The organism is Pseudomonas sp. Y24-6 (assembly GCF_020295325.1).
Taxonomy (GTDB): Bacteria; Pseudomonadota; Gammaproteobacteria; order Pseudomonadales; family Pseudomonadaceae; genus Aquipseudomonas; species Aquipseudomonas gregormendelii.
Genome location: NZ_JACBXG010000012.1, coordinates 204,030 through 222,453, shown reverse-complemented (window position 1 = coordinate 222,453; position 18,424 = coordinate 204,030). Strand labels below are relative to the sequence as shown.

Below are 18,424 nucleotides of genomic sequence, written 5' to 3'. Positions count from 1 at the left end.
AGATCGCAGCCTTCGGCAGCTCCTACGCAAGGCATTGCGATTCAATCAGATCGGGTTGGGGCAATCGATGAAGATGTGGTCCAGCGCAAAGCGTCGCGCCAGGTAGTCGCCCAGCGCCTGCACGCCGTAACGCTCGGTGGCATGGTGGCCGGCGGCGATGAAGCTGATGTCGTTTTCCCGGGCGCTGTGGAAGGTCTGCTCGGACGCTTCGCCACTGAGGTACAGGTCAACGCCGGCCAGCACCGCCTGGTCGATGTAGCCCTGGCCGCCGCCGGTGCACCAGCCGACGCGGCGGATCATCTCGCTGCCTTCGATCAGCAACGGCTCGCGCCCCATGACTTCCTGCACTCGACGGGCGAAATCCCGGGGTGTCATCGGCTCGCTGAGGGAGCCGACCAGCCCGACGATCTTCAGGTTGTCCGGATCCAGCGGGCCTTCCACGGTGATCTCCAGCTGACGCGCGAGCTGGACGTTGTTGCCGACATCCGGGTGCAGGTCCAGTGGCAGGTGATACGCCAACAGGCTGATGTCGTGCTTGAGCAGGGTTTTCAGCCGACGCTGCTTCATCCCGGTGACGCAGGGGTTCTCGCCCTTCCAGAAATAACCGTGATGCACCAGCACCAGGTCGGCCTGGGCTTCGACCGCCGCGTCCAGCAGCGCCTGGCTCGCGGTGACGCCACTGACGATGCGCATCACCTGCGGTCGACCTTCGACCTGCAACCCATTGGGGCAATAATCGGCAATCCTGGCGCTGTTCAGGTAACGGTCAGCTTCTTCGACCAGGGTGCTCAGGGCGACGGCCATAAAAGACTCCTAAATATCCCGTTCAGAGGCGCGCGCGGCCTCGTATAATGCGCGTCATTATGGGCGGTCTCATACCGCCTGCAACCTTTCAGGACGTGCTTAATGCTCAAGGCGCTGCGTTTTTCCGGCTGGCCGCTGTTGGCCGGCGTGCTTATCGCTCTGTTGATCATCCAGCGTTACCCGCAATGGGTCGGGCTTCCAAGCCTCGATGTGAATCTGCAGCAAGCCCCGCAAACCACCAGCGTGCAGCAAGGTCCGGTGTCCTATGCCGACGCGGTGACCACGGCCGCGCCATCGGTGGTCAACCTCTACACCACCAAAGTGATCAACAAACCGAACCACCCGCTGTTTGAGGACCCGCAGTTCCGCCGGTTCTTCGGCGACAACTCGCCCAAGCAGAAACGCATGGAATCGAGCCTGGGTTCGGGCGTGATCATGAGTCCCGAAGGCTATCTGCTGACCAACAACCACGTCACCAGCGGTGCCGACCAGATCGTCGTGGCCCTGAAGGATGGCCGGGAAACCCTGGCCCGGGTAATTGGCAGCGATCCGGAAACCGATCTCGCGGTATTGAAAATCGACCTCAAGAACCTCCCGTCGATCACCGTCGGGCGCTCTGACAATATCCGCATCGGCGACGTCGCCCTGGCCATCGGCAACCCATTCGGGGTCGGCCAGACCGTGACCATGGGCATCATCAGCGCCACTGGCCGTAACCAGCTGGGCCTGAACAACTACGAAGACTTCATTCAGACCGACGCCGCGATCAACCCCGGCAACTCCGGCGGCGCGCTGGTCGATGCCAACGGCAACCTGACCGGAATCAACACGGCGATCTTCTCCAAGTCCGGCGGCTCCCAGGGCATCGGCTTCGCCATCCCGGTCAAACTGGCGATGGAAGTGATGAAGTCGATCATCGAACACGGCCAGGTGATTCGTGGCTGGCTCGGCATCGAAGTACAGCCCCTGACCCAGGAACTGGCCGAGTCGTTTGGCCTGTCGGGGCGCCCGGGTATCGTGGTCGCAGGGATTTTCCGCGATGGCCCGGCTCAGAAAGCCGGCCTGCAACTGGGCGACGTGATTCTCGCGATCGACGGCGAACCAGCCGGCGACGGCCGCCGCTCGATGAACCAGGTGGCGCGGATAAAGCCGACGGAGAAGGTGACCATTCAGGTGATGCGCAACGGCAAAGAGATCAAGCTCACCGCCGAAATCGGTCTGCGTCCACCGCCGGCACCGGCCCCGGCCAAGGAAAAAGAACAGGAGTAAGCACTAGCCCGCCAATCGCGGGTTAGTGGCAGACACCGACAAAAGAAATGTTATATTGTTTCAATATCACTATTGGAACAATCTGACATGTCGTCTCGAATAAAGGCCTGCTTCACAACTCTTGCCCTTGGCCTGCTGGCGGACCCGGCGTTTTCCGAAGATTCCACCCCCATCGAGCTGGAGGCCATCAGCGTCACCTCTGACTACGAATCCGCCACTGGCCCGGTCACGGGCTACCGCGCCACCCGCTCCTCCAGTGCGACCAAGACCGACACCGCGATTCGCGATATCCCGCAATCGATCAGTGTGGTGCCCGCCAGCGTGCTCAAGGATCTGGGCAGCACCCGTGTCGAGCGCGCCCTGGATTTTGCCGGCGGCGTGTCGAAGCAGAACAACTTCGGCGGCTTGACCCTCTACGAATACAGCGTGCGTGGTTTCACCACCTCCGAGTTCTACAAGGACGGTTTCAGTGCCAACCGCGGCTACCCGAGCACCCCGGACGTGGCCAACATCGAACGCATCGAGGTCCTCAAAGGTCCGGCTGCCAGCCTGTATGGCCGTGGTGATCCGGGTGGCACAGTGAACATCGTCAGCAAGAAACCCCAACCCCAGCCGTTCACCACGCTCGAAACCAGCGCTGGCAGCTGGGACCGTTATCGCACTGCGCTGGACCTGAACACGCCGCTGGACGAAGCCGGTAACCTGTTGTCGAGGGTCAACCTGGCGGTCGAGGACAACCACAGTTTTCGCGATCACGTCGACAGCCAGCGGGTGTTCGTGGCGCCTTCCTTCAGCTGGCAGCTGAACCCGGACACCCGCCTGCTGGTGGAGAGCGAATTCGTGCGCCACAGCTCCACCTTCGACCGCGGCATCGTCGCGCCGAACAATAAATGGAGCGGCGTTTCCCGTTCGACCTTCCTTGGCGAACCCAACGACGGCAACATCGATAACCACAACAATCTGCTGCAAGCCGCACTCGAACATCAGCTCAACGATAGCTGGAAACTGCGCTTGGCCAGTCATTACAAGGAAGGCAAACTCTGGGGCTTTGCCTCCGAAAATCGTCCCCTGAACGCCGACGGCCACACCGTCAACCGTCGCTACCGCGAGCGCGATACCAATTGGCACGACAGCATCACCCAGCTCGAACTGCGCGGGCTGTTCGACATCGGCAGCTGGCAACACGAAGTGCTGATCGGCAGCGAGTATGAGGACTACCGCAAGAACGAGCGGGTGACGACGATTGCTGGCGGCCCGTACGCCATCGATATCTATCGACCGATCTACGGCCAGCCGAAACCCGATGGCGCACGCTCCGGGACCGACTTCTTCGAGCATGTCGAAAGCCAGGCGCTGAACCTTCAGGACCAGATCATTTTCACAGAAAAACTGCGCGGCATGCTCGGTGTGCGCTTTGAGCATTTCGAACAAAGCATCGACGATCACAACCGCAACGCGACCAGCCGTCAGCGCCACGATGCCCTGACCCAGCGGGCCGGCCTGCTCTACCAACTGACGCCTGAAGTGGGGTTATTCGCCAACGCCTCCACCTCGTTCAAGCCGAACAACGGGCTGGACGCCGCCGGCAAATCATTCGACCCGGAAGAAGGCGTCGGTTATGAGGTCGGGATCAAGAGCGAGCTGTTCGACGACCGCTTGAGCACCACCCTCGCCGCCTTCCATATCGAAAAGGAAAACGTCCTTGCGCTCGACCCGACCACCGATTCCAGCCGCGCCATGGGCAAGGCCCGCAGCCAGGGTGTCGACCTGCAAGTCACCGGGCAAATGACCGACGCCGTGCGAGTGATCGGGGCTTTCGCGTACATCGACGCCGAAGTCACCCAGGGCGACAAGGTGATTCCCACCGGCAGCCGGATTCCCGGCGTGGCCAAACGCAGCGGCAGTCTGTTGGGTGTTTATGAATTTCAGGATGGCCATTTGCGCGGTTCGGACCTTGGTGCAGCGTTCACCTATGTCGGTGATCGCTCGGGTGAAGCCGGCAGCGATTTCGAACTGCCGGCCTACCACACCGTCGACCTGTTGGCCCATTACAAGGCCAGCGAAAACGTCACCGTGGGCCTGAACCTGAACAACCTTTTCGACGAGAAATACTTCGAGCGCTCCTACAGCAACTACTGGGTCAACCCCGGCGAGCCACGCAATTTCACCGTCAGCCTGACACTCAACCTGTAAAAGGACGTCCACCATGCAACACGGCAAAACCCTTCTGCTCATCGCGGCCCTCTTCGCCACTCAAGCTTCGGCCCATGGCCTCTGGACCGAACAACGTCGCGGCAACATCGAAGTCATCTACGGCCATGGCGCCGAAGACAACGCCTTCAAGGCGCAGAAAATCAGTGGTGCCTGGGCCTATGACGTAGCCGGAAAAATGATCCCGGTGAACGTGCAGCAGCTGGCCGACCACGCCCGCCTGCAGCCGTTGAAACCAACGGCAGTGATGGCAGTGGCGCTGAACAATGGCATGTGGTCGCAAACGGCGGATAAAAAATGGATCAACGAAGGACGCAGCAAAGTACCGGGGGCCATTGAGTCGACCCAGACCTTCAAATACAGCCTGTCGATATACCAGCCGGGGGCGAAGTTGCCAAAGCTCGATCAGATGAAATTGCTGATTCTGCCGGAGGTTGATCCGCTGACGGTCGGGCCGGGTAGATCGTTGCCGGTTCGAGTGCTATTGGACGGTAAGCCGGCGGCGGGTGTGAAGCTGGCGGGCGACTATCGCAGCGCGCCGAATACGTTAAGCACCGAGACCGACGAAGAGGGGCGGGCGCAAGTAATGGTGCGTAATGAGGGGTTGAATGTGATTGCGGCGCAGATGGAGATTCCGCTAAAGGACAACCCGGATGTGGCGACGCGCGGGCTGTTCACGTCGCTGACCTTTCTGGGCGAACCGCATCACGAGTAACTCACCAAACCTTGTGGGAGCGTGGCTTGCCCGCGATGGGGACGCCGCGGTGCAATAGGTAGACCGCGTTATCGTTTATCGCGGGCAAGCCACGCTCCCACAGGATCGGGGGATGGCTTAAAGGTCGCCGAGGCCGTCGATCAGGGCCTGGTTCTGCTCCGGCGTACCGATGGAGATCCGCAGGAACTGCGCAATGCGCTCCTGCTTGAAGTGCCGGACGATCACGCCTTGTTCGCGTAACTTGGCTGCCAGGCCGGCTGCGTCGTGCTGCGGATGACGGGCGAAAATGAAGTTGGCTGCCGACGGCAACACTTCAAACCCCTTGCCTTCCAATTGCGCGACGACCCACTCACGGTGCTCGATGACCAACCGGCAAGTCTTGTCGAAGTAATCGCGATCCTCGAACGCCGCCGCCCCCCCGACATTCGCCAGGCGGTCCAGCGGATAGGAGTTGAAGCTGTTTTTGATTCGTTCCAGTGCCTCGATCAGGTCCGGATGGCCTACCGCCAAACCTACCCGCAAGCCTGCCAGCGACCGGGATTTGGACAGGGTCTGGGTCACCAGCAAGTTCGGATAACGATCCACCAAAGTGATCGCGGTCTCACCGCCGAAGTCGATGTACGCCTCATCCACCACCACCACCGAATCCGGACTGGCCTTGAGGATTTGCTCCACCGCATCCAGTGCCAGCAGGCAACCGGTAGGCGCGTTCGGGTTCGGAAAGATGACCCCGCCGTTCGGCCTGGCATAGTCCGCCGGATTGATCTGAAACTGTTCATCCAGCGGCACCGCATCGAACTTGATGCCATATAGCCCGCAATACACCGGATAGAAGCTGTAGCTGATGTCCGGGAACAGCAGCGGCTTATCGTGTTGCAGCAAGCCATGGAAAATGTGCGCCAGGACTTCATCGGAACCGTTGCCCAGGAAAACCTGGTTAGCCTGCACTGCGTAGTAACGGGCAACGGCTTGCTTGAGCACATCGCTGTTCGGGTCCGGGTACAGACGCAGATTGTCGTTCAATTCGCTTTGCATCGCCGCCAGCGCCTTGGGCGAAGGACCGTACGGGTTTTCATTGGTGTTGAGTTTCACCAGCTTGGTCAGCTTGGGCTGCTCGCCCGGCACGTAAGGCACCAGGTCCTTGACGAAGGGGCTCCAGAATTTACTCATGTTCAGTTCCCCTTCTGATCGTCGACGATGCGGTATTCGGCACTGCGCGCGTGGGCGGTCAGCGACTCGCCACGGGCCAGCACGGAGGCAGTTTTGCCCAATTCGGAAGCACCCTGCTCGGAGCAGAAGATGATCGAGGAGCGTTTCTGGAAATCGTACACACCCAGTGGCGAGGAGAACCGCGCGGTGCCGGAAGTCGGCAATACGTGGTTGGGGCCTGCGCAGTAATCGCCCAGGGCCTCGGAGGTGTGACGACCCATGAAGATCGCGCCGGCGTGACGAATCAACGGCAGCCAGGCCTGTGGATCAGCCACCGATAGCTCCAGGTGTTCCGGGGCGATCCGGTTGGCCACTTCGATAGCCTGGTTCATGTCCTCGACCAGAATCAGGGCGCCACGGCCATTGATCGAGGTTTCGATGATCTCGGCACGCTCCATGGTCGGCATCAGTTTGTTGATGCTCGCGGCCACCTTGTCGAGGAACTCGGCGTCAGGGCTGACCAGAATCGCCTGGGCGTCTTCGTCGTGCTCGGCCTGGGAAAACAGGTCCATGGCGATCCAGTCCGGATCGGTCTGGCCGTCGCACACCACGAGGATCTCCGAAGGGCCGGCAATCATGTCGATACCGACCTGGCCGAACACGTGGCGCTTGGCGGTGGCGACATAGATATTGCCAGGGCCGACGACCTTGTCGACCTTCGGCACGCTCTCGGTGCCGTAAGCCAGTGCGGCGACGGCCTGGGCGCCGCCAATGGTGAACACCCGGTCCACGCCGGCAATGCACGCCGCCGCCAGCACCAGCTCATTGAGCTCGCCACGCGGGGTGGGTACCACCATGACCACTTCGGTCACGCCAGCCACCTTGGCGGGAATGGCGTTCATCAGTACCGAAGACGGATACGACGCCTTGCCGCCCGGCACGTACAGGCCAGCGCGGTCCAGCGGAGTAACCTTCTGGCCCAGCACGGTGCCATCGGCCTCGGTGTAGCTCCAGGAGTCCTGCTTCTGTTTCTCGTGGTAGCTGCGCACCCGGGTGGCCGCTTTTTCCAGGGCTTCGCGCTGAGCGATGGTGATACGCGTGAGCGCCAGTTCCAGGCGCTCGCGCGGCAGGATCAGGTCGGCCATCGAGGCCACTTCCAGGCCATCGAACTTCTGGGTGAACTCCACCAGGGCGGCGTCGCCACGCTCGCGCACGGCTTTGATGATGTCCAGCACCCGCTGATTGACCGAGTCGTCAGACACACTTTCCCAGCTCAGCAGATGATCCAGATGATGCGCGAAATCCGGGTCAGCAGCGTTGAGTCGGCGAATTGCAGTCGGTGCGGTCATAGCGAGAGCCTCATAGGAATGGCAAAAACTCAGGCGCCCTAACTTAGCAGTCGTTTCCGCTTGGGCACCTGAGATTCTGGCTATGAGGCGGATAGACGGGCGCGACTCAAGGTCGCGCAGGTGAATCAGCCGCGGTGTCGAGACTCCACTGCCTTGCGCAGGGTGTCGATCAACGCCTGGATACGGGCGTGCTGCATTTTCATCGAAGCTTTGTTGACGATCAGCCGGGAGCTGATGTCGGCAATGAAATCCTGAGGTTCCAGGCCATTGGCGCGCAGCGTATTGCCGGTGTCGACCACGTCGATGATCTTGTCTGCCAGACCGATCAGCGGGGCCAGCTCCATCGAGCCGTAGAGCTTGATGATATCGACCTGACGGCCCTGCTCGGCGTAATAACGCTTGGCAACGTTGACGAACTTGGTTGCCACGCGCAGACGGCCCTTGGGCTCGACATCACCGACACGGCCAGCAGTCATCAGCTTGCACAGTGCAATGCGCAGGTCCAGTGGCTCGTACAAGCCCTGGCCGCCGTATTCCATCAACACATCTTTACCGGCGACGCCCAGGTCAGCGGCACCATGCTCGACGTAAGTCGGCACATCGGTAGCGCGCACGATCAGCAAACGTACGTCGGGCTGGGTCGTGGGGATGATCAGCTTGCGGCTCTTGTCCGGATTCTCGGTCGGCACGATGCCCGCTTCAGCCAGAAGCGGCAGGGTGTCATCAAGAATGCGGCCCTTGGACAATGCAATGGTCAACATGGGAAACGTCAGTCCTTAATAAAGGTACTCATGCCCGGTCGCAATCGGCGCCGGACACACATCGAGGCATTCTCGATAATGAAGAATCAGCCTCGATTTGAAACAAATCAGTTAACAGCAAACCGTGGCGAGGGAGTTTGCTCCCTCACCACAGCTGCAGCAGGGACTAGCCCGGTACGCGGCGGATCTTGGCGCCGAGCATCTGCAGTTTCTCTTCGATGCACTCGTAACCACGGTCTATGTGGTAGATGCGATCGATCAGGGTGTCGCCTTCAGCAATCAGCGCGGAGATCACCAGGCTGGCCGAAGCACGCAGGTCGGTGGCCATGACTGGCGCGCCCTTGAGCTTCTCGGTGCCGGTAACGATGGCAGTGTTGCCTTCGACCTGGATCTTGGCGCCCATGCGGTGCAGCTCGTAGACGTGCATGAAACGGTTCTCGAAGATCGTCTCGATCACGGCACCGGTGCCTTCGGCAATGGCGTTGAGCGAAATGAACTGCGCCTGCATGTCAGTCGGGAATGCCGGGTACGGAGCCGTACGCACGTTGACGGCTTTAGGCCGCTTGCCGTGCATGTTCAGCTCGATCCAGTCTTCGCCGCAGGTAATCTCCGCGCCCGCTTCCTTGAGTTTTTCCAGCACCGCTTCAAGGATGGTCGGATCGGTGTCCTTGACCTTCACGCGACCGCCGGTAACAGCAGCAGCAACCAGGTAGGTACCGGTTTCGATACGGTCCGGCATCACCTTGTAGGTGGCCGGGTGCAGGCGGTCGACGCCATCAATGGTGATGGTGTCGGTGCCGGCGCCGGAGATCTTGGCGCCCATGGCGATCAGGAAGTTCGCCAGGTCGATGACTTCAGGTTCGCGAGCGGCGTTCTGCAGGACGCTGCGACCCTTGGCCAGCGCAGCGGCCATCATGATGTTCTCGGTACCGGTCACACTGACGGTGTCGAAGAAGAAGTGCGCGCCGCGCAGGCCACCTTCAGGCGCCTTGGCCTTGATGTAGCCACCTTCCACGTCGATCACCGCGCCCATGGCTTCGAGACCGCGGATGTGCAGGTCAACCGGACGCGAGCCGATGGCGCAACCGCCAGGCAGCGCAACTTCGGCTTCGCCGAAACGGGCAACCATCGGGCCCAGTACCAGGATCGACGCACGCATGGTTTTCACCAGTTCGTACGGGGCGATCAGGGTCTTGATGGTGCGCGGGTCGATTTCGACGCTGAGCTTCTCGTCGATCACCGGCTCGATGCCCATGCGGCCGAACAGCTCGATCATGGTGGTGATGTCGTGCAGGTGCGGCAGGTTGGCAACGGTAACCGGGCCATCGCACAGCAAGGTTGCGGCCAGGATCGGCAGGGCGGAGTTCTTTGCCCCGGAGATGCGGATTTCGCCATCAAGACGAACGCCACCAGTAATAATCAGTTTATCCATAAGAATCTCGACGCCCTTGGGCTCAGGTGCGCTCGGCCCAGGCCGCGCTGCTGAAAAATTTCATAGTGACCGCATGGATGCTGCCATCGGTGATCCATGGGTTCAAATGGGCATAGACCTGCTGCTGACGCTTCACCGGGCTCAACGCCGCCAGTTCATCGCTAATCAGGTTCAGCTGGAAATTGCAGCCTTCGCCTTCAACTTCCACCTTCGTGTCTGGCAGCTTTCCTTCAAGGAAGCTCTTCACTTCTACGGCCTGCATGCTCAACCTCAATCGGCGCCTTGTGCGCGCGGGTCGGACATCATACAAAAAAGCCCCGCGCCTGCGAACCCCGCTAAGCAGGACTCTGACGGGGGGCTTCCCTGTAGATGCGGTTAGGGATGCGCCAATAACTCGGTCAATTCACTGACCTGAGCGATTTCGCGCATATCTTCGGGCATCGCGCGGATGCTCAGGGCCTTGCCGGCGGCCTGGGCATCTCGCATGAAGCACAGCAGCAACGACAAGCCGACACTGCTGGACTTCACCACCTGCGAACAGTCAACCACCAGCGCCGCAGCCTTGCTGGCCTTGATCAGCGCCTGGCCCTGCTTGCGCAGAACCGGGCCGCTGCGGTAATCCAGCGTACCACTGAGGTGCAGTTCGCCGGATTCATTCATCTGGACGGCTGACTCACTCATTGGGTTTGCTTCTCGGCAGCTTGCTCGGTGGTTTCCTTGGCCTTGGCAACTTCGCCGGCCCAGTTGTTGATCACCTTGTCGAGATCGTTGCCATTGCGCTGCATCGAGTCCTGGAACTGATCGCGGAACAGCTTGCCGATGTTGATGCCGTTGATGATGACGTTACGGACTTTCCACTCGCCGTTGATTTTCTCCAGCGTGTAGGACACAGGATAGATGGAACCACTGCTGCCCTTGACCTGCATGTCAACGCTGGTCCGGTTACCGCTTTCATCCTTGGCAGGGGAAACGGTGATGCCCTGGTTGTTGTATTCGAGCAACGCATTGCCATAGAACTGCATCAGGCTGCGCTTGAAGTTTTCCTGAAAGCGCTGCATCTGCTCAGGCGAGGCCTTGCGCGAATACTTCACGGTCATGATGCTGCGGGAAATGCCGTCGGCATCGACCACCGGTCCGACAATACCGTTCAGGGCGTTGTAGAACTCGTTAGGGTCCTGCTTGTACTTTGCCTTGTTGGCAGCCAGATCGGCCAGCAACCGGGTAGTGGTGTCCTGTACCAGATCGTGCGCCGACGGCGCCGCCACGGCGTTAGCCATCAGCGGCACAGCCGCGAGTAATACCAACAGGCCACGTCGCAAGGTAGAGATCATTCAAAAACTCCTCATTTGGCTTCTTTGCTAACGGTGTTGAGCAGGAATTTACCGATCAGGTCCTCGAGCACCAGCGACGACTGCGTATCGTGGATGGTCCCGCCATCCTTGAGCAGCGTTTCTTCACCACCAACGCTGACGCCTATGTACTTCTCGCCCAGCAGCCCAGCGGTCAGGATAGATGCAGTGGAGTCCGTCGGCAGGTTATCGACGCTCTTGTCCAGCTGCATGGTCACCCGGCCAGTGAAACTGTCGCGGTCCAGATCGATCGCAGTGACCTTGCCGATGGTCACACCGGCCATGGTCACTTTAGCTCTGACCGTCAAACCGGCGATATTGTCAAAATATGCGTAAAGTTTATAAGAATCGGTTGTTGCGCTCGGGGACAGGCCACTGACCCGCAACGCAAGCAACAGCAAAGCCAGGATGCCAGCCAGCAAGAAAAGGCCGACACCGATTTCCAGGGTGCGGTTTTGCATCAGAAATCTCCAAACATCAAGGCGGTCAGAATAAAGTCCAGGCCGAGTACCGCCAACGAGGCGTACACAACGGTCTTGGTAGTGGCACGACTGATCCCCTCGGAAGTGGGCTCGCAGTCATAGCCTTGGAATACGGCAATCCAGGTCACGACGAAGGCGAAGACGACACTCTTGATGATGCCGTTGAGCACATCTTCAGAGAACGTCACGCTGTTCTGCATGTTCGACCAGTAGGAACCTTCATAGACTCCCAGCCAGTCGACGGCCACCCATGAACCGCCCCAGATACCCACCACGCTGAAAATCATCGCCAGCACTGGCAGGGATATGAAGCCCGCCCACAGGCGCGGGGCAATGATGTACTTGAGCGGGTCGACACCAATCATTTCCAGGCTGGACAACTGCTCGGTGGACTTCATGTTGCCAATCTCGGCCGTCAGGGCAGAGCCTGCGCGCCCGGCGAACAGCAAGGCGGTGACTACCGGCCCCAGTTCACGCAGCAGGGTCAGTGCAACCATCTGCCCGACCGCCTGCTCCGAGCCGTAGCTGGACAGGATGTTGAAACCCTGGAGCGCCAGCACCATGCCGATGAACACCCCGGAGACGACGATGATCACCAGGGACATGACGCCTACCGAATGCAATTGCCGGATCAGCAGGCCGAAGCCACCACCGATGCCGCCACGGCCGAGCAAGGCATGAAACAGGAACAAGGTCGCGCGCCCGAACACGGCGACGGCATCGATCGCCGCCGCGCCGAACCGGCGTACACGTTCTATCAGTGAAATCTTGCGCATCAACGCTTCCCCAGAAGATCTGCGCGGTAATCCGTCGCTGGAAAGTGGTATGCGACCGGGCCATCGGGTTCGCCCGTCATGAACTGGCGTATCCGCGGATCGTCCGAATTCATCAGCTCGTCCGGTGTGCCCTGCCCCAGAACCTGCGCCTCACCCACTACATAGATGTAGTCGGCGATGCTCGCGGTCTCGGCCAGGTCATGGGAAACCACGATACTGGTGATACCCAGCGCATCGTTGAGCAGGCGGATCAGGCGCACCAGCACGCCCATGGCGATCGGGTCCTGCCCGACAAAGGGCTCGTCGTACATGAGGATCTGCGGATCGAGGGCAATGGCGCGCGCGAGCGCGACACGCCGCTTCATGCCACCGGACAGTTCGTCGGGCATCAGGTCGATCGCGCCGCGCAAGCCGACGGCCTGCAACTTGAGCAGGACGATGTCCCGGATCATTTCCTCCGGAAGCTGGGTGTGCACACGCAATGGGAAAGCCACGTTCTCGAAAACGTCGAGGTCGGTGAACAGCGCACCGCTCTGGAACAGCACGCCCATATGCTTGCGAGCGTCGAACAGGTCGCTTCGAGACAGCTTCGGCAGGTTCTGGCCGTTAACCCAGACTTCGCCGGCAGTCGGCCGCAACTGTGCGCCCATCAGGCGCAACAGCGTGGTCTTGCCGCACCCTGAAGGTCCCATGATGCCGGTGACCTTGCCCCGTGGAATACGGATATCGACGTTATTGAAAATGCTGCGCGCACCGCGCTTGAAGGTCAGTCCCTTCAGCTCGACCGCGTAGGCGTTATCGGCACTCATCTAAACTCCTTGCGATGCAGCCTCACACTCGGACGCCTGTCTTTCTGGCGAAAGCACATTCATCGTGGGCAGGCCGAACTGGCGGCGAACTATATCACTGCAAGGGCTTGGCGCCCAAGGCTAAAGCCGGGCGATGTTCAGCTGCACGACAGGTCAAAAGGCTCACAGCGAGAGGATTACGTAACAGGGAATGACAAAGCACGACGAACTAGCGTGAGGGTTTCGGTCATAACCGCTATAATCGCCGCCTTTTCATCAGGCTATACGATTTCCGACATGAGCCAATCCAGCGACCTTATTCAATCGGCACAACGCACCATCCGTCTCGAACTGGAAGCCGTACAAGGCTTGCTTCCACGCATCGACGCAGATTTCGTACGCGCGTGCGAGATGATTCTGGCGAGCAAGGGCCGCGTGGTCGTGGTCGGCATGGGAAAATCGGGGCATATCGGCACCAAGATCGCCGCCACCCTGGCCAGCACCGGGACCACGGCGTTTTTCGTCCACCCGGCCGAAGCCAGCCACGGCGACATGGGCATGATTACCCGGGACGACATCATCCTGGCCCTGTCCAACTCCGGCTCGACCACTGAAATCGTGACCCTGCTGCCGCTGATCAAGCGCCTGGGCATCCAGTTGATCAGCATGACCGGCAACCCTGACTCGACCCTGGCCAAGGCCGCCGAAGTCAATCTCGACGTGCAAGTCGAGCATGAAGCCTGCCCGCTGAACCTGGCGCCCACCTCGTCCACCACTGCGGCACTGGTCATGGGCGACGCACTGGCCGTCGCGCTGCTGGAAGCGCGTGGTTTCACGGCGGAAGATTTCGCTTTTTCCCACCCGGGTGGTGCACTGGGTCGTCGCCTGCTGCTCAAGGTCGAGAACGTCATGCATGCCGGCGACGCCCTGCCCCGGGTCCAGCGTGGCACCCTGCTCAAGGACGCGCTGATGGAAATGACTCGCAAGGGCCTGGGCATGACCGTGATACTGGAGGCCGACGGCAAACTCGCCGGGATCTTCACCGACGGTGACTTGCGCCGCACCCTGGACCGCGCCATCGACATTCATCACGCCACCATCGACCAGGTCATGACCCTTCACGGCAAGACCGCGCGGGCCGAGATGCTCGCCGCCGAAGCCTTGAAGATCATGGAAGACAACCGAATTAACGCTCTCGTAGTGGTGGACGATGAGGATCGCCCGATCGGCGCCTTCAACCTCTCCGACCTGCTGCGCGCAGGAGTCATGTAATGAGCAACGATCTGCTGCAACGCGGCAAGAATATCAAGCTGGCAATCTTTGATGTCGACGGAGTGCTCACCGATGGGCGCCTGTACTTCCTCGAAGACGGCAGTGAATTCAAGACTTTCAACACCCTCGACGGCCAGGGCATCAAGATGTTGATGGCAGCCGGCGTTCAGACCGCTATCATCAGCGGTCGCAAGACCCCGGTGGTTGAGCGTCGGGCGAAAAACCTCGGCATTCCCCATCTGTATCAGGGGCGCGAAGACAAACTGGTGGTGCTGGACGAACTTCTTGGCGAACTAGGCCTAAGCTATGAGCAAGTCGCCTACCTCGGCGACGACTTGCCTGACCTGCCGGTGATACGCCGCGTTGGCCTGGGCATGGCGGTGGCCAATGCGGCCAGCTTCGTGCGTGAACATGCCGACGGCATCACCCAGGCCCGCGGAGGCGAAGGTGCTGCCCGCGAGTTCTGCGAATTGATCCTGCGCGCCCAGGGCCGCCTCGATGCGGCAAACGCCGCGTACCTGTGAGCCAACTATGCTGAGCAAAAAGTTTCGCAACATACTGCTGTTCGGTTGCATCGCCGCAATTTTTGCTGCGGTCGGCTACTGGAACATCAGCCCTGAACGCTTTCTCGACAAGCCGACCGTGGCCGTCGATGAGACGGCGATCGACTATTACGCCCTGAACGCCCACAGCGTGCAGTTCCTGCCCGATGGCAAGCTGCAGTACGAGATGACGTCGGACAAGGTCGAACACCTTAAAGCCACTGAAGTGACGCTGCTGACCAACCCGGACCTGAACATGTTCCGCGGCACCGAGTTTCCCTGGCATGTACAGAGCGAACGCGGTGAAGTGAATCCGGATGGTACGCAAGTGGAACTGATCGACTCGGTGCGTATCACACGTTTCGACGAGAAAAACCGCAAGACGCTGATTACCACCACCCGTATGACCGTGTTCCCGAAGCAGCAATATGCGCAGACGGAGCAACCCGTTAGAATCGACGGCGCCGGTGGCGTGTCGACTGGCACGGGAATGAAAGCGTATTTGAAAGAAAGCAGGATACACCTGCTATCGAACGTAAGAGGACAGTATGAGGCTCGTTAAAACCCTCCCTATTTTGCTCAGCCTGGGCGCAGCACTGGGAAGCGTGAGCGCCTGGGCTCTGCCGAACGATCAAGAGCAGCCTATCCGCATTCAGGCCGACGACGCCCAACTGGACGACAAGAACGGCATCGCCACCTACAAAGGCGACGTCATCATCACCCAGGGCTCCATGAAGGTGACCGGTAACACCGTGACCATCACCCGCACCCCGGCAGGCGACATCGACGTGGTGACTTCCGTGGGCAACCTGGCTTACTTCGAGCAATTGCAGACCCAGGGCGACGCCAAGCCTGTCCAGGGCTACGGCGTCACGATCCAGTATCACGCCTCGCAGAACCGCGTCGTGCTGATCGATCGAGCCAAGGTCATCGACAAGGACAACAACGTCACCCAGGGCGAGAAAATCGTCTACGACACCGTGAAGAAGCTGGCAAGCGCCGGTCGCGCCACGGGCAACAAGGTGACCGAGTCGCGCCCGCGAATCGACATGGTGATCCAGCCTAAAAAGAAAACCGACGAGCAGAAGGCCCAGTAATGGCAACTCTGAAAGCTCAGCATCTGGCCAAGAGTTACAAGAGCCGCCAGGTCGTGCGTGACGTCAGCCTGTCCATCGACAGCGGTCAGATCGTCGGGCTTCTGGGCCCCAACGGCGCCGGCAAGACCACCTGCTTCTACATGATTGTCGGTTTGGTGCAGGCTGATCAGGGCCGCGTGCTGATCGACGACCTGGACGTCAGTCACCAGCCCATGCACGGCCGCGCCAAGGCAGGTATTGGCTATCTTCCGCAAGAAGCGTCGATCTTCCGCAAACTGTCGGTGGCCGATAACATCATGGCCATCCTCGAGACCCGCAAGGAACTCGACAAGGCCGGGCGCCGCAAGGAGCTGGAGAGCCTGCTGCAGGAATTCCACATCAGCCACATCCGCGACAACCTCGGCATGAGCCTGTCGGGCGGCGAGCGGCGCCGCGTTGAAATTGCCAGGGCGCTGGCCACCAACCCGAAGTTCATCCTGCTCGATGAACCTTTCGCCGGCGTGGACCCGATCTCGGTTGGCGATATCAAGCAGATCATCCATCACTTGAAGGCCAAGGGCATTGGTGTACTTATCACCGACCACAACGTCCGCGAAACCCTGGATATCTGCGAAACAGCCTACATCGTCAACGATGGCCAGCTGATTGCCGAGGGCGACTCCGCGACCATCCTGGCCAACGACCTGGTCAAGGAAGTGTATCTGGGCCATGAGTTCCGCCTTTAAGCGCTGAGGTGCCTGCCCAGTCGCGCGAGCGCTTGTCACTCTAAAAAATCAATACTTTTTTATTGTTACAGCGCTCTAGGCAAACACTGCAATATCGGGCATATAATTTGCTTAAGTTTGGCGTTTCGGCGCCCTGTAGTGGATGGCGCATGCGCGCCGGCGAATAAGGTTTAAGCCCCTGCCATGAAACCATCGCTAGTCTTGAGAATGGGCCAGCAGCTGACGATGACACCTCAGCTGCAACAGGCCATCCGCCTGCTCCAATTGTCGACCCTGGACCTGCAGCAGGAAATCCAGGAGGCGCTGGAGTCCAACCCGATGCTCGAACGCCAGGAAGATGGCGACGACTTCGACAATACCGATCCCTTGGCCGACAAAGCCGAGCAGCAGCCCAACGCCGATGTTTCGGAGCCCTCCTATCAGGAGACCGCGCCAACGGTCGACAACCTTGAGGAAGGCGACTGGAACGAGCGCATTCCCAACGAGCTGCCGGTCGATACTGCATGGGAAGACGTTTACCAGACCAGCGCCAGCAGCCTGCCCAGCAACGATGATGACGAGTGGGACTTCACCACCCGCACGTCGGCCGGTGAAAGCCTGCAAAGCCACCTGCTGTGGCAGCTTAACCTCGCCCCGATGTCCGACACGGACCGCCTGATCGCCGTCACCCTGATCGACTGCATCAACAATCAGGGCTACCTGGACGAAACCCTCGAGGAAATCCTCGAAGCCTTCGACCCGGAGCTGGACATCGAGCTGGACGAAATCGAAGCCGTCCTGCACCGCATCCAGCAATTCGAACCGGCCGGTATTGCTGCCCGCAACCTCGGCGAATGCTTGTTGCTGCAATTGCGCCAGTTGCCCGCCAAGACCCTCTGGCTCGCAGAAGCCAAGCGCCTGGTCACGGACTACATCGACCTGCTGGGCAGCCGCGACTACAGCCAGCTGATGCGCCGCATGAAGCTCAAGGAAGATGAGCTGCGCCAGGTGATCGAACTGGTGCAGAGCCTCAACCCGCGCCCCGGCTCGCAGATCGAGTCCAGCGAGGCCGAATACGTGGTCCCGGACGTGATCGTGCGCAAGGACAACGAGCGTTGGCTGGTGGAACTCAACCAGGAATCGGTGCCCAAATTGCGGGTCAACGCCCAGTACGCCGGTTTTGTGCGTCGCGCTGACACCAGCGCGGACAACACCTTCATGCGCAATCAGTTGCAGGAAGCCCGCTGGTTCATCAAGAGCCTGCAGAGCCGCAACGAAACCCTGATGAAAGTTGCCACCCAGATCGTCGAGCATCAACGGGGTTTTCTGGAGTACGGCGACGAAGCCATGAAGCCGCTGGTACTGCATGACATCGCCGAAGCCGTCGGCATGCACGAATCGACGATTTCCCGGGTGACCACGCAAAAATTCATGCATACCCCACGGGGTATTTATGAACTGAAATACTTTTTCTCCAGTCACGTCAGCACCTCCGAAGGCGGTGAATGCTCGTCCACGGCGATCCGCGCGATCATCAAAAAACTGGTTGCAGCGGAAAATCAGAAAAAGCCGTTGAGTGACAGCAAGATCGCTGGTTTACTGGAGGCACAAGGCATTCAGGTGGCTCGCCGCACCGTCGCCAAGTACCGCGAATCCCTTGGGATCGCGCCTTCGAGCGAACGCAAGCGGTTGATGTAAAGCCACGCCACAGCGTTCCAGTGGTA

The 18,424-nt window shown here is 60.1% G+C and carries 20 protein-coding genes; 9 read left to right on the top strand and 11 right to left on the bottom strand.

From position 1 onward, the window contains the following. Positions 1–45: 45 nt before the first annotated feature. Positions 46–804, bottom strand: coding sequence for a Nif3-like dinuclear metal center hexameric protein (locus HYI44_RS22415; RefSeq protein ID WP_122837524.1), 759 nt, complete (start codon positions 802–804; stop codon positions 46–48). 102 nt (positions 805–906) lie between these two features. On the opposite strand from HYI44_RS22415, the gene algW reads away from it, so the two are divergent. The 3 genes from algW (at position 907) to HYI44_RS22400 (ending at position 4,999) form a co-directional block, all read left to right on the top strand. Next, entirely contained in the window at positions 907–2,073 is a 1,167-nt protein-coding gene (gene algW / locus HYI44_RS22410; RefSeq protein WP_225570558.1) for a Do family serine endopeptidase AlgW, read from the top strand. A gap of 87 nt (positions 2,074–2,160) precedes the next feature. After that, positions 2,161–4,266, top strand: a complete 2,106-nt coding sequence (locus HYI44_RS22405) for a TonB-dependent siderophore receptor (protein ID WP_225570557.1) — start codon at positions 2,161–2,163, stop codon at positions 4,264–4,266. A 13-nt stretch (positions 4,267–4,279) separates the two neighbouring features. Further along, the gene (locus tag HYI44_RS22400) at positions 4,280–4,999 is read left to right on the top strand and encodes a DUF4198 domain-containing protein (RefSeq protein WP_225570556.1); all 720 of its coding nucleotides are present in this window, start codon (positions 4,280–4,282) and stop codon (positions 4,997–4,999) included. 117 nt (positions 5,000–5,116) lie between these two features. Here the strand turns inward: HYI44_RS22400 and hisC are convergent, their stop codons facing one another. From hisC to HYI44_RS22350, 10 genes are all read right to left on the bottom strand, one after another. Next, on the bottom strand, positions 5,117–6,169 hold the full coding sequence (gene hisC, locus HYI44_RS22395) for a histidinol-phosphate transaminase (RefSeq protein WP_225570555.1): 1,053 nt from the start codon (positions 6,167–6,169) through the stop codon (positions 5,117–5,119). A 2-nt stretch (positions 6,170–6,171) separates the two neighbouring features. Next, positions 6,172–7,497 (bottom strand): histidinol dehydrogenase, encoded by a 1,326-nt coding sequence (hisD, locus tag HYI44_RS22390; protein WP_122837519.1) that lies wholly within the window; start codon positions 7,495–7,497, stop codon positions 6,172–6,174. A gap of 125 nt (positions 7,498–7,622) precedes the next feature. Beyond that, positions 7,623–8,258, bottom strand: coding sequence for an ATP phosphoribosyltransferase (gene hisG, locus HYI44_RS22385; RefSeq protein ID WP_007942738.1), 636 nt, complete (start codon positions 8,256–8,258; stop codon positions 7,623–7,625). Between the two features lie 166 nt (positions 8,259–8,424). Further along, a complete protein-coding gene (murA, locus tag HYI44_RS22380) occupies positions 8,425–9,690 on the bottom strand; it encodes a UDP-N-acetylglucosamine 1-carboxyvinyltransferase (protein WP_122837518.1) in 1,266 nt (421 codons plus the stop codon). A 22-nt stretch (positions 9,691–9,712) separates the two neighbouring features. Continuing rightward, positions 9,713–9,952, bottom strand: coding sequence for a BolA family protein (locus tag HYI44_RS22375; protein WP_045061443.1), 240 nt, complete (start codon positions 9,950–9,952; stop codon positions 9,713–9,715). 113 nt (positions 9,953–10,065) lie between these two features. Then, positions 10,066–10,371: a lipid asymmetry maintenance protein MlaB gene (locus HYI44_RS22370; RefSeq protein ID WP_045061444.1), complete on the bottom strand. Its 306-nt coding sequence runs from the start codon at positions 10,369–10,371 to the stop codon at positions 10,066–10,068. Continuing rightward, positions 10,368–11,021 carry a phospholipid-binding protein MlaC gene (locus tag HYI44_RS22365; protein WP_122837517.1) on the bottom strand — a complete coding sequence of 218 codons (654 nt, stop codon included), beginning with the start codon at positions 11,019–11,021 and terminating at the stop codon, positions 10,368–10,370. The genes HYI44_RS22370 and HYI44_RS22365 overlap by 4 nt, the downstream gene beginning before the upstream one ends. Positions 11,022–11,032: 11 nt before the next feature. After that, positions 11,033–11,500 carry an outer membrane lipid asymmetry maintenance protein MlaD gene (gene mlaD / locus HYI44_RS22360; protein WP_045061446.1) on the bottom strand — a complete coding sequence of 156 codons (468 nt, stop codon included), beginning with the start codon at positions 11,498–11,500 and terminating at the stop codon, positions 11,033–11,035. Beyond that, positions 11,500–12,297 (bottom strand): lipid asymmetry maintenance ABC transporter permease subunit MlaE, encoded by a 798-nt coding sequence (mlaE, locus tag HYI44_RS22355; protein ID WP_045061447.1) that lies wholly within the window; start codon positions 12,295–12,297, stop codon positions 11,500–11,502. Before mlaE ends, mlaD begins: the two co-directional genes overlap by 1 nt. Continuing rightward, positions 12,297–13,106 carry an ATP-binding cassette domain-containing protein gene (locus tag HYI44_RS22350; RefSeq protein WP_122837516.1) on the bottom strand — a complete coding sequence of 270 codons (810 nt, stop codon included), beginning with the start codon at positions 13,104–13,106 and terminating at the stop codon, positions 12,297–12,299. The genes mlaE and HYI44_RS22350 overlap by 1 nt, the downstream gene beginning before the upstream one ends. Positions 13,107–13,382: 276 nt before the next feature. Between HYI44_RS22350 and HYI44_RS22345 the strand changes: the two genes are divergently transcribed. The 6 genes from HYI44_RS22345 (at position 13,383) to HYI44_RS22320 (ending at position 18,398) form a co-directional block, all read left to right on the top strand. Next, a complete protein-coding gene (locus tag HYI44_RS22345; protein WP_122837515.1) occupies positions 13,383–14,357 on the top strand; it encodes a KpsF/GutQ family sugar-phosphate isomerase in 975 nt (324 codons plus the stop codon). Next, the gene (locus HYI44_RS22340) at positions 14,357–14,881 is read left to right on the top strand and encodes a KdsC family phosphatase (protein ID WP_045061450.1); all 525 of its coding nucleotides are present in this window, start codon (positions 14,357–14,359) and stop codon (positions 14,879–14,881) included. The genes HYI44_RS22345 and HYI44_RS22340 overlap by 1 nt, the downstream gene beginning before the upstream one ends. 7 nt (positions 14,882–14,888) lie before the next feature. Next, positions 14,889–15,461: an LPS export ABC transporter periplasmic protein LptC gene (lptC, locus tag HYI44_RS22335; protein ID WP_122837514.1), complete on the top strand. Its 573-nt coding sequence runs from the start codon at positions 14,889–14,891 to the stop codon at positions 15,459–15,461. Next, positions 15,448–15,996 (top strand): lipopolysaccharide transport periplasmic protein LptA, encoded by a 549-nt coding sequence (gene lptA / locus HYI44_RS22330; protein ID WP_045061452.1) that lies wholly within the window; start codon positions 15,448–15,450, stop codon positions 15,994–15,996. Before lptC ends, lptA begins: the two co-directional genes overlap by 14 nt. Then, positions 15,996–16,721 (top strand): LPS export ABC transporter ATP-binding protein, encoded by a 726-nt coding sequence (lptB, locus tag HYI44_RS22325; RefSeq protein WP_045061453.1) that lies wholly within the window; start codon positions 15,996–15,998, stop codon positions 16,719–16,721. The genes lptA and lptB overlap by 1 nt, the downstream gene beginning before the upstream one ends. Before the next feature lie 183 nt (positions 16,722–16,904). Continuing rightward, entirely contained in the window at positions 16,905–18,398 is a 1,494-nt protein-coding gene (locus HYI44_RS22320) for an RNA polymerase factor sigma-54 (RefSeq protein ID WP_225570554.1), read from the top strand. Positions 18,399–18,424 lie beyond the last annotated feature (26 nt).